Here is a 13,164-nt window from a genome sequence, read left to right on the forward strand (position 1 = left end):
GGAGAGCCCGGTCGGCCATATCCCCAGGATGAACGAGACTCTTCTGAACGACGTCGTGGCTGCCGCTTTGAAGGCGGGCGCCGACGCCGCCGAAGCTGTGGGCGCTGAGCGACGCAGCCTTTCCATCGGGGTGCGCAACGGGGCGCTTGAGGAAGTGGAGCGCGAGGAATCGCGGGATCTGGGTCTGCGCGTTTTCATCGGCCAGCGGCAGGCGACCGTGTCCGGCTCCGACATTTCGGCGGAAGCGCGCGCCAAACTGGTCGCCCGCGCCGTGGCCATGGCGCGGCTGGCCCCCGAGGATCCCTATGGCGGACTGGCCGATCCGGACCGTTTGGCGCGGGGACCCTTGCCTGACCTTGACCTATATGACCCCACCGAGCCCTCGCCGCTGGAGCTCGAGGACCGGGCCCGCGCGGCCGAAGCGGCGGCCCGCGCCGTGCCCAAGGTGACCAACTCCGACGGCGGCAGTGGATCCTGGTCGTCTTCGCAATGGACCATGGTCACCAGCGGCGGGTTTGCCGGCGTGCATCGCGCCTCGGGATTTTCTATCGGGGCCTCCGCCATCGCCGGCGATGCCGACGGCATGGAGACCGGCTACGACGGCCGATCGGTCCGCTGGCAGGCCGACCTGCCATCGCCCGAGAGCCTGGGCGCCGAGGCCGGCCGCCGCGCGGCCTCAAGACTGGGCGCACGCAAGATCGCCTCGACGACCGCGCCGGTGATCTTCGAGAACCGCCTCGCCGGATCCCTGTTGAGTCCGCTGATCGGTGGAATTTCCGGGCCTTCCATTGCCCGTGGCACATCGTTCCTGAAGGACAAGCTTGGCCAGCAACTGTTCGCCAAAGGCGTCGTGATCTCGGACGACCCGCACCGTCTGCGCGGTCTCGGCTCCTCGCCGTTCGATGACGAAGGTGTGGCCAATGGCATGCGCAACCTGATCGACGACGGGGTCCTGACCACCTGGCTACTAAATTCCTCCTCGGCGCGGCAGCTGGGGCTCGCCACTACCGGCCACGCCTCGCGCGGCCTGGCCGGACCGCCGGGCGTCTCGACATCGAACCTGACTTTCCATCCGGGCGATCGCGATCTTGCCGGTCTGATGCAGGACGCCAAGGCGGGCCTGCTGGTGACCTCGATGTTCGGTCCCTCGCTCAATGGCAACACCGGCGACTGGTCGGTGGGGTGTTCGGGCTTCTGGTTCGAGGCTGGTGAGATCGCCTATCCGGTCAACGAGATCACTGTCGCGGGTAACCTGCTGGATATCTTTGCGCGCGTTGTACCCGGCGCGGATCTCGAGATCCGGGGGTCTGCCAATTCGCCGTCCCTGCTGGTCGATGGGCTGGCCATCGCGGGGCTATGACCCTCGATCTGGCACTGATCACCGAGGCCGCACATGCCGCCGGCGCACTGGCGCGGGATATGCGCAGGAAGGGTCTGCAGGTTGAGTACAAGGATGACCGCAGCCCGGTCACCGATGCCGACCTGGCCACGGACGCCCTGCTGACCGAACGCCTGCGCGCGGCGCGGCCGGACTACGGCTGGCTGTCGGAAGAGACCGCAGACGCCACTCACCGTCTGGATTGTCGCCGCATCTTCGTGGTCGATCCCATCGACGGCACGCGGGCCTTCCTGAACGACCGGCCCTGGTGGTCAGTAGCGATCGCCATCGTCGAGGACGGTGTGGCGGTGGCCGGTGTGGTCTATGCGCCGGAGTTTGAGCAGACCTTTGTGGCCACCGCCGGCGGCGGCGCCTGGTTGAACGGCGAACGGATCCAACCCAGCTCCGCCCTGTTGCTGGAGGACTGCCGGATGGCGGGTGATCCGGCGCTTTTCCGGCACCCGGCATGGCCGCAGCCCTGGCCAAACATGAGGGTCGAGCCGCGAAACTCCACGGCCTATCGCATGTGCCTGGTAGCCTCCGGCGATTTCGACGCGGCGGTCGCGCCGGTGCGGAAAAGTGACTGGGATGTCGCCGCCGGCGACCTTATTGCCCGGGAGGCCGGCTGTTTTGTTGGCGATCACCGGGGCGCCGCATTTCGCTACAATCGCCCACGGCCGTCGCAGGCCAGCCTGATCTGCGCCACCCCGGCGTTGGCCCCATTGATCCTGGACCGCGTTCGGCATATTGGCGCATCCAGATGATTTCATTTGAAACGGCCTGACCATGCCGCACAGACAATTGCTCCACCTCGTCATCGGCGGGGAACTGAAATCCCTTGAGGGAACGCCGGAGTTCAGCGACCTGACCAAGGTCGATCTGGTCGGCGCCTATCCGACCTATGACGACGCGGTTCGCGCTTGGCGTGCCAAGGCCCAGCAGACCGTCGACAACGCCCTGATGCGCTACTTCATCATTCACGCGCACAAGCTTCTGGCGCCGGACGCCGACGAAGACGAAGACTGAGCCTAACGCCCTTGCGCGGCCAGCGATCCGGTGTCCTGGCCGGCGTCGGTCGCCGCAGGGTCATCGGCTCCTGTTGACCAACGACCCAGCATGTTCAACAGCCGCTCCGGACTGATCGGTTTGCCCAGATGATCGTCCATCCCGGCTTCGCGGCAGCGTGCGACCTGTTCCGGAAGCACATTTGCCGTAAGGGCGATGATTGGCACACGCACGCCATCCACGGCCTCGGCGGCCCGAATGCGGCGTGTCGCGGTCAGGCCGTCCATATTGGGCATCTGGACGTCCATCAGGATCAGATCGTAGGTCGTCCTTGCGGCTGCCTCCACAGCCTCGACGCCGTCGCTGGCGGTCTCGATGTCCACGTCAAAGGGCTGGAGGAGGGCGCAGACCAGCTCGCGGTTCACCGGATTGTCGTCGACCAGCAACAGCCGGAGCGCCTGACCGGTATCCATCCCGGGCATGGCTTCCGACTCGTCCATGTGCACGGCCTCGACCGCGGGCATGATAACCTCAAACCAGAAGGTAGAACCCTTTCCGGGCTCGCTATCCACGGCGATCTGTCCGCCCAGCGCTTCGATGATCCGCCGCGAGATCGCCAGACCCAGGCCCGTGCCGCCATACTGGCGTGACACCGAAGCATCGGCCTGGGTGAAACGTCCAAAGATGCTGTCGATCTGGTCGGAAGGAATTCCGATACCGGTGTCTCGTACCGATACGCGCAGCCTGCGCTGATCGCCCGCTGCGCCCTGCTGGACCACAACCTTGATCTCGCCCGAAGCCGTGAACTTCACGGCGTTGGACAACAGATTGGTCAACACCTGCCGAAGACGGGTACCGTCGCCCAGCAATGCGCCCTCCATACCGTCGGCCTCCACCGAGAGATAGAGGTCCTTGGCGGCGGCCTGGTTGGCCAACAGCGCGACGGTGGATTGGGCCATGGTCAGTGGGTCGAAAGGATGGGCGTCGAGCTCCACAGCTCCGGCTTCCAGCCGCGAGAAATCCAGCACATCGTTGACTACGCTCAACAGGTTCTCGCTGGCGTCGCAGATGATGCGCACCTGGTGAGCGTGGAGGGGGTTGAGATCCTGGGCACCCTTAAGAAGGCTGGAGAAGCCGACAATGGCGGTGAGCGGCGTCCGCAGTTCGTGGGTCATGTTGGCGAGGAAGTCGGACTTGGCCTTCAGCGCCGCCTTCGCATCATCCAGTGCGCGGTGCAGTTCCCGTTCCAGCTGCTTGCGTTCGGTCGCCACACGGCCCGTGGAGAGCATGCGGCCGCTTCCGTCATTCAACCGCTGGAACGTGCCTTCCACCCAGACGACGGAACCATCCCGGTGAGATACGCGATAGTCGGCGTTGCGCGGTCCGTCCTCCGGCGCAAGATTCTGAAAGATCGACTGGATCATCTCGGCATCGTCGGGATGAGGATCCACGAAATTCGGGAGCTTGGCCCGCTCCTCGAGTGTGTAGCCAAAGGCGCGAACAACCGAAGGCGTGCTATAGATTGGAGCTCCGCCGGGGGCCCACAGTGCGATCATGTCGCTTTGGTTGTCGGCCAGCAACCGGTAGAGGTTTTCGCTCTCCCTTGATCGCGCCAGAGCATCGTCCGCCTCGACCTTGTGCCGGATCAGATCTTCGAATGCTCCGGCGTTCCCCATCTGTAGAAATCGGGCGTTGGCGATGAACACAAGCCCGAGCGACACAAAGAGCCACTGCGTTCCGCCTTCGCCCAGCATGTAGAGATTCAGCAGCAGGGCTATCGCGCCGACCGGGGCCGTGACCAGAAACATATGCCGGTGCAGGCTATGCTGGGCTCCGATGATCAGCAGGATTCCGGAGGCGACGGTCAAGCCGATGATCTGGGTTGAGAGATCGCCGTAAGCCGTGAAAAAGCAGGGGATAGCGGCATAGGAGCTAAGGATTGCGGACATCGCGATCAGCTGGTGTTGAAGCCGGACCAGATCCCGTTGCGCCGCCGAGGCCATCGTCCTCTGGGCATGTCGCCACCAGGCAACAAGGGCCATTTCGCCGCCAAGATAGCCCATCGCCCAAAGCGCCGCCCAGGCCATGGGCCAAGCGTTCAGATAGACTGTTACGCCGCTGAGCAGGAAGATACTGGTCAGCCGAACCGCCAACTGGTCGCCGTATGTCCGGCGATAGTAGGTAACGAGGGTCGCGCTGTAGACCGAGTTTAAGGTGTTGGTGCTTTCCACAGCTTTTTCATGACGCGAACGCGTAAAGGTTTTCTGAAAACGCTAGCTCTCGGACCGGTTGCAGTCACTCGTCAGATTGGTGTTTTCTCTATAGACCTGCGTGATGTCCAGCCTCACCGAACCGCTTCGCCGCCTGATCGATCTGCCCGGCGTGAAAGACCTTGAGTTCCGGGCCGTGATGAAACGCGACTTCGCCGAACCGGAAGCCCGGACGGAGTTCCCGGAGATTGACGCCTGCGCCCGGGCCCTGTTCGGCCTGACCAATGACGATGCCGAAAGCACTGTCCGGCCCGCTGGCTGGGATGATATCGAGCTCAAGACCGTGGCCGTTCAGGTGGCGGCGTTCGAGGAAGCCGGCTGGGACGTCACCGATGACAAACGCCGCCCCTTGCGCGTATTGGGCCATTTCAATCAGCCGCTCTGGTTGGCGATAAGAGGTGTGGCCGGGGCCTTGCCGTTCCAGGCCGAAAGCAGAGAGCCGGAGGCCTGGGTTTCGAAGCTGGAGGCCGAGGCCAAGCGGTTCCGGAAGCGGTAGGGGGCGGTCGAGGCCCTTGATCTGGATCAAGGCGGCGCGGCGGCTGGATGGGATGGTCCGCACTCCCGACCTGGAGCGATGACGTCGCATGGACCGCCGCTTCGCTATTATGGTTCTGACGCTGGGCCTGAGTGCTTGCGCGACGTCGGATGCGCGGATGCTGGATGAACCGGTCGTGCGCGGCCTTCACATCGCTCAGCGGGCATGCGCCACCTGTCATGCGATCGAGGCGGGCGACGCCACCAGCCGCGCCAGACGCGCAGCGCCGTTTGCAAGCCTGGAGATGCGGCACACGGTCGGACTGGAAGGTCGATTGGCCGTCCTGACCAGCAAGGGCCACTACAGCATGGCGCCTGTCGCGCTCACGATCGGAGAACTGGCAGATCTACGGGCCTACATCGAGAGCCTGCACACTCACTGATGGGTGTGGAACCCTATCTGGCGGCGCGGCGAGCCCGGCGGACGGCGGCGGACAAGGCACGGTCTTCGAGGCCTCCCTGGATGAGGAACGGACCAACCAGATAGGCCGGCGTTCCCTGCAGGCCCAGGCCGAACGCCTGCAGATTGTGGCGGCCCAGCTGGGCGTCAATGTCGGCGGCGTGGGCGGCCTGATCGGCCCGGAGTCGGGTGACGTCCAGCCCGGCGCCGGCGGCGATCGCGTCAATCCTGGGTGGATCCAGAGGGCCCCGGCTGGCCATCAGCGCCCGGTGAAATGCAAGATAGCGGTTCTGGTAGCGCGCAGCCAGCGCCGCATGAGCTGCGGCCGTGGAGTCCGGGCCGCGAACAGGCCAGTCCTTGAAGGTCACCCGGACCTTTGGATCGGTCGCGAGAAGGCGATCCAGCGCCGGCGCCGTCGACTGGCAGATCCCGCAGCGATAGTCGGTGAACACCACGATCGTGACATCGGCATCTGCAGGTCCTGCACGTGGCGAACCTGGATCGTCCAGAACCGAGGCGACGACCGGAGTCCGCGTCAGCGGCTGCGGCGACTGCGGCAGGTTCTGCAGCACCCAGGATGCGGCGAACCCCAGGAGCAGCACGCCGGCCAGCATCAGCCCTGAGTGTCGAGGGGCGGGCGCTCCGGCCACCTCAGTTCCCCACAGCCGTGCGCTCGGCCAGGCGGGCGCCGGCCAGGATGCCGGGCAGCGCATAGTTGCCCTCGTGACAGGCGAATTCATAGACCTGTCCGGCCAAGGCGCTCAGGCTCATTTCGGCGCGCCAGGGTCGACTATAGTAGACAGGGTCCTCGACCTGGAACTCGTAGAATATCTCGCTGGCCGCGACGCGTGTGAAGCGCTCGGTCACCTTTCCGCTCGATGACAGGAAGATGGGGCCGAACGTGCCCTGTTGCTGGCTCACGTTCACCGTTTCGACGATCAGGGTATCGCCGCTCCACCACCCTGCGGAATCGCCGAGCCAACGGTTGAGCGCCGCCGGACCATGCGCCGCCTGCGCGGCCTCTGCGTTCGCCCGGATGGGGATGATGCGGGCATCGTGGATCATCTCCGACACGATCACCACGGCGTCCGGCGGCTGCACGATCTGGTAGTTGCTGTTGTAGATGTTGTTGAGCATGCCCGGGCCGCCGGTGCCCCGTGAGGCGATCAGACAGCGGTCATTGGGCGCCAGATGCTCGGGCCCGTCAGGGTCTTCACGCGCGCTGTTCACGGTCGCCGAACCCTCCCGAGCCTCAGCCTAGCCCCCGCATTCATCTTCGGGCACCAGCTGGAACATGGCCGCTGTCCGCCAGCAGGCGGCGGTCTCCCGTTCATGGGTCCATGCCCAGGCAAGACCGGCGCACATTGCGGCCAGTGCGACGCAGAGGCCTGCCAGAATGCGTGCAGCGCCTGCTGATCGGTCCTTCCGGGGGTCCTTCGACATATTGCAGCCTTTGGCTGAACCGCAGCAGCAGGGCAAGACCTGCGGGGCCCGGGGCCGGCTGTACCGGCGGCGATGTCAGGAAATGATGCGATTGTTGCCCTTGCGGTCGATCGCCGCAGATAGGCGGGTCATGGCGTCACGAAGCTGGCTGCGCAGCTCGCTGGCGGTGGCCAGAACTGGCGTAGCGACACCCCAGAACATCATCAGGGCCAGCATGGACCCCTTCTGAGCTACGCCGTCGGGGCTGAGAAACAGCTCGTAGCCCAGCAAACCGCCGCCCAGCATCACCAGCCCACCACACAGCGGCCCTCGCACCAGCCCTGCTACCAGCACAGCGGCGATGTACAGCATGAACGGGGAGAGGCCGCCAAGGTAGGGTATCAAGGCCATCCGCACCCAGGTGGTGACAGCCAGCAGCAAGCCCGCCACGATCATGGTGATCGCAAACTGCAGGAGGCGCCAACTGGGTCGCTTTTCAGGCCTGACCATCTCTGTCATTTGATCAAAGCCTGCGGCAAACGCAACCTGACGGTGCCCATAGAATGGGTTGGGAGGGGTTATGGGACTGATGACGGGTGCTCCGGCGCCGCTCTTCAAGGCATTGTCTCCGGTCAATCCCCAGTTCGCGCTTTCGAGCGTCGGGGGTCGGTATGTGGTTCTGGCGTTCCTGCCGGAGCCAGGGCCGGAACGTGATGCAGCCCTTACGCTGGTTGGGCGTTACCGGCATCTCTTCAACGACGAGAATTGCCTGTTCTTCGGGGTGTTGCCGGATCAGGCCTCGTTCGACAGGGCCCGAAACTCCGGCCTGACGCGTTGGTTCGCGGACTTCGACGGGACGCTGCGGCGGCTCTATGATGCGGAGGGTCCGGATGGTCGCGTCGCGCCGCGTTGGGTGGCGATTGATCCCTCGCAGCGCGTGCTGGCCTGGACGGATCCAAATCAGGCGCCCGCGCTCCTGGACCATCTGGTGCGCATGGGGCCGCCTGAGGATCACGCTGCGGTGCCCCTGCATGCGCCGGTGATGATCGTGCCCCGGGTGCTGGAACCCCAGCTTTGCCGGCAACTGATTGATCTGTACCTGGCTGATGGAGGCGCCCCCTCCGGGGTGATGCGGGAAAAGGACGGCAAGACCATTGGTGTGCTGGACGATTTTAAACGTCGCCGGGACACCACGATCACCGATGAGCCGCTGATGGCCGCCCTGCGCCACCGGGTGGACAAGCGGCTGGTTCCGGAGATCTTCAAGGCCTTCCAGTTTCAGGTGACAAGGATCGAACGCTATATCGTCGCCTGCTACGACGCCTCGGACGGGGGGTATTTCAAGGCGCACCGGGACAACACGACCTCGGCCACCGCTCATCGCAAGTTCGCCGTCTCCATCAATCTGAATGCCGAGGAATTTGAGGGTGGCGACCTGCGCTTTCCGGAGTTTGGATCCCGTACCTACCGCCCGCCCACCGGCGGTGCGGTGGTGTTTTCCTGCTCGCTGCTGCATGAGGCGACCCCGGTGACACGCGGCACGCGGTACGCCTTTTTGCCGTTCCTGTTCGATGAGGCCGGGGCGCGGCTCCGGGAGCAGAACCAGCATCTTCTGGTGACGGGGGCTGCACCCCCCTCCTAGCGTGCGCGATCCAAGTGCGCAGTCATGCCCCGGGTACGCAATGAAGGCGGTCAGCGACCGTTGGTGTGCTGCGCCAGATGAACCAAACGCGCTTCGCCGGGTTGGTGCTGTGGGGACCACCCCTCAGAGGAATTCCCATGAAGTCCGTATTGATCTTGCTGCTGGCCCTGTCGACGTCACTGACACCTGTCGTCGTCGAAGCGGCTCAACCAGGTCGAGAACAGCGTGAGGATCGGCAGGAGCGCCGCGAAAACCGCCAGGCGTTGAAGGCAGACCAACGCGACGCTTGCCGCGACGGCGTAGTTACCCAACAGGAGCAGCGTGAGCTGGCCCGCGATCGCGCCGACGTGCGCGAGAGCCTGCGCGAGCTACGCTACGACCGCAGTCGGCAGGAGACGTGGCGGGAGCGGACGGAGTGGAAATCCTACCGCGGTCAGCGCTCCGGATATTGGTTCGCGCCCGGCTATGGATACCAAACCAGCGTGCGTGGCCGCACCTGGCGCCGTGGCGCCTATGTGCCACGCGCCTATCGCCGCTTCTATGTCCAGGAACCCCACTACTATGGCCTGCCGCAGGCCCCCCGAGGCCAGCGCTGGATCTATGCCGATGGCAATTTTGTCCGTTTGATTGTGGCGACCGGCCTGATCGCCAGCGTGGTGGTCAACGGCTATTGAGTGCGAAATCCCGGGCTGCAGGCCAAATTTGCAGCCCGGCTTGACCGCCCTTGCGTGACGCAGGGAACCTGGTCGACAAGGGGCTATGAACGATCGTGACGTCTATCTGAAGCTGGCGGCCGTGGCCGAGGAACTGATGGCGCTTTCAGACGCAGCGGAAACCTACGTGGGTGAGACGGCGCTACGCACCGCTGCCAGCACCATCGCGGGAACGGCGAAGGCGGTTTACGAGCACGTCATGGACTCCGACAGCACCCACTGAACCTTGCCTCCGCCGTCGCGTCAGAGGTCGAAGCGATCCAGGTTCATCACCTTGGTCCAGGCCTTCACGAAGTCGGCCACGAAGGCTGCCTCGGCGTCGTCACTGGCATAGACCTCGGCAATGGCGCGCAGCTGGGAGTTCGAGCCGAACACCAGATCTGCCCTGGTGGCGATCCACGTCAGCGCCCCGGAGGCTCGATCGCGCCCTTCGAAGACGCCGGCCGCCACCACGGGCCGCCACTCGGTGGCCATGTCGGTCAGATTGACGAAGACGTCGTTGGTCAGCACGCCGGGGCGGGCTGTCAGAATGCCATGCGCCGCCTCGCCGGATGTAACGCCCAGGGCGCGCAGGCCACCCACCAGCACTGTCATTTCCGGCGCCGACAAGGTCAGAAGCTGCGCGCGATCAAGCAGCAACTCCTCGGCGGAGATCGCCAGGTCAGGCTTCAGATAGTTCCTGAACCCGTCAGCGGCCGGCTCAAGAACGGCGAAGGAGTCCACGTCCGTCTGGTCCTGCGACGCGTCGGTGCGTCCGGGCGTGAAGCCGATGGTGACGTCGTGTCCCGCGGCCCTGGCGGCGGCTTCCACCGCCGCGTCGCCGCCTAGCACGATCAGATCTGCCAGCGAGACCCGCTTGCGATCGGTGCGCCCGATATTGAATTCGGCCTGAACGGTCTCCAGCGCCGCCAGCACCCGCGCCAGTTGTTCCGGCTTGTTGACGGCCCAGTCCTTCTGCGGCGCCAGTCGAACGCGCGCGCCGTTGGCTCCGCCGCGCTTGTCGGACCCCCGGAAGGTCGATGCCGAGGCCCAGGCCGTTTCAACCAGCTCGGTGATGCTCGGGCCGGCGGCCAGGATCCCGGCCTTCAAGGCCGCGACATCCGCAGCGTCGATCAGGGCGTGGTCCACGGCCGGAACCGGATCCTGCCAGATCAGCACTTCGGCGGGGACCTGCGGGCCCAGGTAACGGGCGCGGGGGCCCATGTCGCGGTGGGTCAGCTTGAACCAGGCGCGGGCGAAGGCGTCGGCGAAAGCCTGGGGGTTTTCGTGGAAGTGTTTCGAGATGCGCAGATAGTCGGGGTCGGCCCGCAGCGCCAGGTCAGTGGTGGCCATCATCGGGGCGTGCCGGCGCGACGGATCATGGGCGTCCGGCACCGCGTCGGCCGCGGCGCCAGCCTTTGGCGTCCACTGCTGGGCGCCGGCCGGACTCCTGGTCAGTTCCCATTCATGGCCGAACAGGGTGTCGAAGTAACTGTTGTCCCAGGTGATCGGCGTGGGCGTCCAGGCGCCCTCCAGTCCGCTGGTGATGGTGTGCACGCCCTTGCCGCTGCCGAACCTGTTGGCCCAGCCGAAGCCTTGTTCCTCCATGGCGGCGGCTTCCGGCTCGGGACCCACATACTGATCCGGATCGGCCGCGCCGTGTGCCTTGCCGAAGGTGTGGCCGCCGGCGATTAGGGCCACGGTTTCCTCATCGTCCATGGCCATGCGTGCGAAGGTCTCGCGTATGTCGCGGGCCGAGGCCAGCGGGTCAGGGTTGCCGTTCGGTCCCTGCGGGTTGACGTAGATCAGCCCCATCTGGACCGCCGCCAGCGGCGCTTCCAGGTCGCGGTCGCCGCTGTAACGCTCATCTGCCAGCCACTTGCCCTCGGGACCCCAGTAGATGTCTTCCTCTGGCTCCCAGACGTCGACGCGTCCGCCGCCAAAGCCAAAGGTCCTGAAGCCCATGGACTCCAGCGCGACGTTGCCGGCCAGGATCATCAGATCGGCCCAGGATAGCTTGCGGCCGTACTTCTGCTTGATCGGCCACAGCAGGCGCCGCGCCTTGTCGAGGTTGCCGTTGTCCGGCCAGCTGTTGAGCGGTGCGAACCTCTGCGTGCCCGAGCCCGCGCCGCCGCGACCATCGCCCGTGCGATAGGTGCCGGCGCTGTGCCAGGCCATACGGATGAAGAAGGGGCCATAGTGGCCATAGTCGGCGGGCCACCAGTCCTGGGAGTCGGTCATCAGGGCGTGGAGGTCGGCCACCACCGCATCGAGGTCGAGCGTCTTGAACTCTGCTGCGTAGTCAAAAGCCGGGCCCATCGGGTCGGACACGGGCGAGTGCTGGTGCAGGACCCTGAGGTTGAGCTGGTTCGGCCACCAGGTCGCGTTGCCAGACGCGCCAGCGGTGGTGGCTCGGCGTGCGCCCGCCATAGGGCATTTGGACTCGGTGGACATGAGCGGCTCCTGCTAGCGTCTGATCTTCGCAGACGGATGTAGGCAACATATTGATATCGATCCAATCGATAGTTCTTATATTCAAAATAGAGCGATACGATGGCGACGCTCTGCGCGGCGGCCGGCAGGAGTAGGGCATTGGGATTGGCATCGGCGATGCGTGAGGTCGGCGGGACTATTTTACGCCTTGTGCTCTCTGCGGCCGGACCACGCCTGGACAAGGCCTATCTGGCGGCTGATGTACCGGGTCCGACCCGCCTGACCGCTCACGCGACTTTTGCCGACCGCGTGGTGGAGGCAGGCGACAAGCCTGGCTTCCGCATCCTCGAGATCGGCAGCCGCGAGGTGGCGGGTGGTCCGCCCATGCGGGGTCGACTGTCGCACGCGGAGTATGTCGGGTTCGACTATTACCCGGGTCCGAACGTCGACGTGGCCGGCGACGCGCATCGCTTGTCTGACCTCGTTGAGGGCTTGTTCGATGTGGTCTACTCGACGGCGGTCTTCGAACACCTGGCCATGCCGTGGGTGGTTGCCGAGGAGATCGCCCAGGTGCTGAAGCCGGGCGGGCTGGTGTTCGTCGAGACCCACTTTTCCTATTCGTCGCACGAACGGCCCTGGCACTTCTTCCAGTTCAGCGACATGGGTCTGAGGGCTCTGTTTTCGCCGGCGCTGGGCTTCGAGTGCGTGGAGGCCGCGATGCAGAACCCGATCGTCGGGCGCTTCTCCGCCTACGCCGATCGTTACCTGCGGTTCCAGCCCGTGAGGGCGCTCTACTGCCACAGCAACATCGTCGCGCAGAAAGTGCGCGACGTAGAAGGCTTTGACTGGCGCCGGGCGGCGCTCGGGTCGATCGCAGGCGATACCGCCTATCCGGCGCCGGTCAGTCCCGAAGCAGCTCGTTGATCGAGGTCTTCGAACGGGTGCGCTCGTCCACCGTCTTCATGATCACGGCGCAATAGGTCGAGGGCAGTGACGGGTCCATGGCGTTGGGGCGCGATCCGGACATCAGCACCGAATAGGGCGGCACCTCGCCGGTGAAGACCGCGCCGGTCTTGCGGTCGACGATGGGGGTGGTCGAGGTCAGGTAGACGCCCATCGACAGCACGCTGCCTTCCCGCACGATCACACCCTCGGCGACCTCGGAGCGCGCGCCGATGAAGCAGTTGTCCTCGATGATCGTGGGATTGGCCTGCAGCGGCTCCAGCACCCCGCCAATGCCTGCGCCGCCTGAGAGGTGCACGTTCTTGCCGATCTGGGCGCAGGACCCGACCGTGGCCCAGCCATCGACCATGGTCCCCTCGTCCACATAGGCGCCGATGTTCACGAACGACGGCATCAGCACCACATTGCGCGCGATGAACGCCCCT

Annotated in this window: 15 protein-coding genes; 9 read left to right on the forward strand and 6 right to left on the reverse strand. The window is 65.3% G+C overall.

Features of this window, described 5'->3' with window-relative positions:
* Positions 1–28 precede the first annotated feature (28 nt).
* The 3 genes from ACIQ42_RS02925 to ACIQ42_RS02935 are packed head-to-tail and all read left to right on the forward strand — an operon-like array spanning position 29 to position 2,404.
* Positions 29–1,360, forward strand: a complete 1,332-nt coding sequence (locus tag ACIQ42_RS02925) for a TldD/PmbA family protein (RefSeq protein WP_397420724.1) — start codon at positions 29–31, stop codon at positions 1,358–1,360.
* Positions 1,357–2,142, forward strand: coding sequence for an inositol monophosphatase family protein (locus tag ACIQ42_RS02930; RefSeq protein ID WP_397420725.1), 786 nt, complete (start codon positions 1,357–1,359; stop codon positions 2,140–2,142). The genes ACIQ42_RS02925 and ACIQ42_RS02930 overlap by 4 nt, the downstream gene beginning before the upstream one ends.
* A gap of 22 nt (positions 2,143–2,164) precedes the next feature.
* The gene (locus ACIQ42_RS02935) at positions 2,165–2,404 is read left to right on the forward strand and encodes a DUF4170 domain-containing protein (protein ID WP_397420726.1); all 240 of its coding nucleotides are present in this window, start codon (positions 2,165–2,167) and stop codon (positions 2,402–2,404) included.
* 2 nt (positions 2,405–2,406) lie between these two features.
* Here the strand turns inward: ACIQ42_RS02935 and ACIQ42_RS02940 are convergent, their stop codons facing one another.
* A complete protein-coding gene (locus ACIQ42_RS02940; RefSeq protein ID WP_397420727.1) occupies positions 2,407–4,614 on the reverse strand; it encodes an ATP-binding protein in 2,208 nt (735 codons plus the stop codon).
* Between the two features lie 103 nt (positions 4,615–4,717).
* On the opposite strand from ACIQ42_RS02940, the gene ACIQ42_RS02945 reads away from it, so the two are divergent.
* Entirely contained in the window at positions 4,718–5,149 is a 432-nt protein-coding gene (locus ACIQ42_RS02945) for a hypothetical protein (protein ID WP_397420728.1), read from the forward strand.
* An 88-nt stretch (positions 5,150–5,237) separates the two neighbouring features.
* On the forward strand, positions 5,238–5,570 hold the full coding sequence (locus tag ACIQ42_RS02950) for a hypothetical protein (RefSeq protein ID WP_397420729.1): 333 nt from the start codon (positions 5,238–5,240) through the stop codon (positions 5,568–5,570).
* Between the two features lie 13 nt (positions 5,571–5,583).
* On the opposite strand, the gene ACIQ42_RS02955 is transcribed toward ACIQ42_RS02950, so the two are convergent.
* From ACIQ42_RS02955 to ACIQ42_RS02965, 3 genes are all read right to left on the reverse strand, one after another.
* Positions 5,584–6,237 carry a DsbA family protein gene (locus ACIQ42_RS02955; protein WP_397420730.1) on the reverse strand — a complete coding sequence of 218 codons (654 nt, stop codon included), beginning with the start codon at positions 6,235–6,237 and terminating at the stop codon, positions 5,584–5,586.
* Position 6,238: 1 nt separating this feature from the next.
* Positions 6,239–6,817 carry a hypothetical protein gene (locus tag ACIQ42_RS02960; protein ID WP_397420731.1) on the reverse strand — a complete coding sequence of 193 codons (579 nt, stop codon included), beginning with the start codon at positions 6,815–6,817 and terminating at the stop codon, positions 6,239–6,241.
* Between the two features lie 288 nt (positions 6,818–7,105).
* A complete protein-coding gene (locus ACIQ42_RS02965) occupies positions 7,106–7,528 on the reverse strand; it encodes a DUF4118 domain-containing protein (protein ID WP_397420732.1) in 423 nt (140 codons plus the stop codon).
* Positions 7,529–7,598: 70 nt separating this feature from the next.
* Here ACIQ42_RS02965 and ACIQ42_RS02970 point away from each other — a divergent pair, with 70 nt between their 5' ends.
* From ACIQ42_RS02970 to ACIQ42_RS02980, 3 genes are all read left to right on the forward strand, one after another.
* On the forward strand, positions 7,599–8,651 hold the full coding sequence (locus ACIQ42_RS02970) for a 2OG-Fe(II) oxygenase (protein ID WP_397420733.1): 1,053 nt from the start codon (positions 7,599–7,601) through the stop codon (positions 8,649–8,651).
* Between the two features lie 137 nt (positions 8,652–8,788).
* A complete protein-coding gene (locus ACIQ42_RS02975) occupies positions 8,789–9,325 on the forward strand; it encodes an RcnB family protein (RefSeq protein ID WP_397420734.1) in 537 nt (178 codons plus the stop codon).
* 85 nt (positions 9,326–9,410) lie between these two features.
* On the forward strand, positions 9,411–9,587 hold the full coding sequence (locus tag ACIQ42_RS02980) for a hypothetical protein (RefSeq protein ID WP_397420735.1): 177 nt from the start codon (positions 9,411–9,413) through the stop codon (positions 9,585–9,587).
* Between the two features lie 20 nt (positions 9,588–9,607).
* Here the strand turns inward: ACIQ42_RS02980 and katG are convergent, their stop codons facing one another.
* Positions 9,608–11,797: a catalase/peroxidase HPI gene (katG, locus tag ACIQ42_RS02985; RefSeq protein WP_397420736.1), complete on the reverse strand. Its 2,190-nt coding sequence runs from the start codon at positions 11,795–11,797 to the stop codon at positions 9,608–9,610.
* A gap of 99 nt (positions 11,798–11,896) precedes the next feature.
* On the opposite strand from katG, the gene ACIQ42_RS02990 reads away from it, so the two are divergent.
* Positions 11,897–12,700 (forward strand): methyltransferase domain-containing protein, encoded by an 804-nt coding sequence (locus tag ACIQ42_RS02990; RefSeq protein ID WP_397420737.1) that lies wholly within the window; start codon positions 11,897–11,899, stop codon positions 12,698–12,700.
* Here the strand turns inward: ACIQ42_RS02990 and ACIQ42_RS02995 are convergent.
* On the reverse strand, positions 12,678–13,164 hold a 487-nt coding region (locus ACIQ42_RS02995; protein ID WP_397420738.1), incomplete at its 5' end, for a 2,3,4,5-tetrahydropyridine-2,6-dicarboxylate N-succinyltransferase. The two genes, ACIQ42_RS02990 and ACIQ42_RS02995, sit on opposite strands and share 23 nt — an antisense overlap.

The sequence above is a fragment of the Phenylobacterium sp. genome (genome assembly GCF_044372605.1).
In the GTDB taxonomy this organism is placed as follows: Bacteria; Pseudomonadota; Alphaproteobacteria; order Caulobacterales; family Caulobacteraceae; genus Phenylobacterium.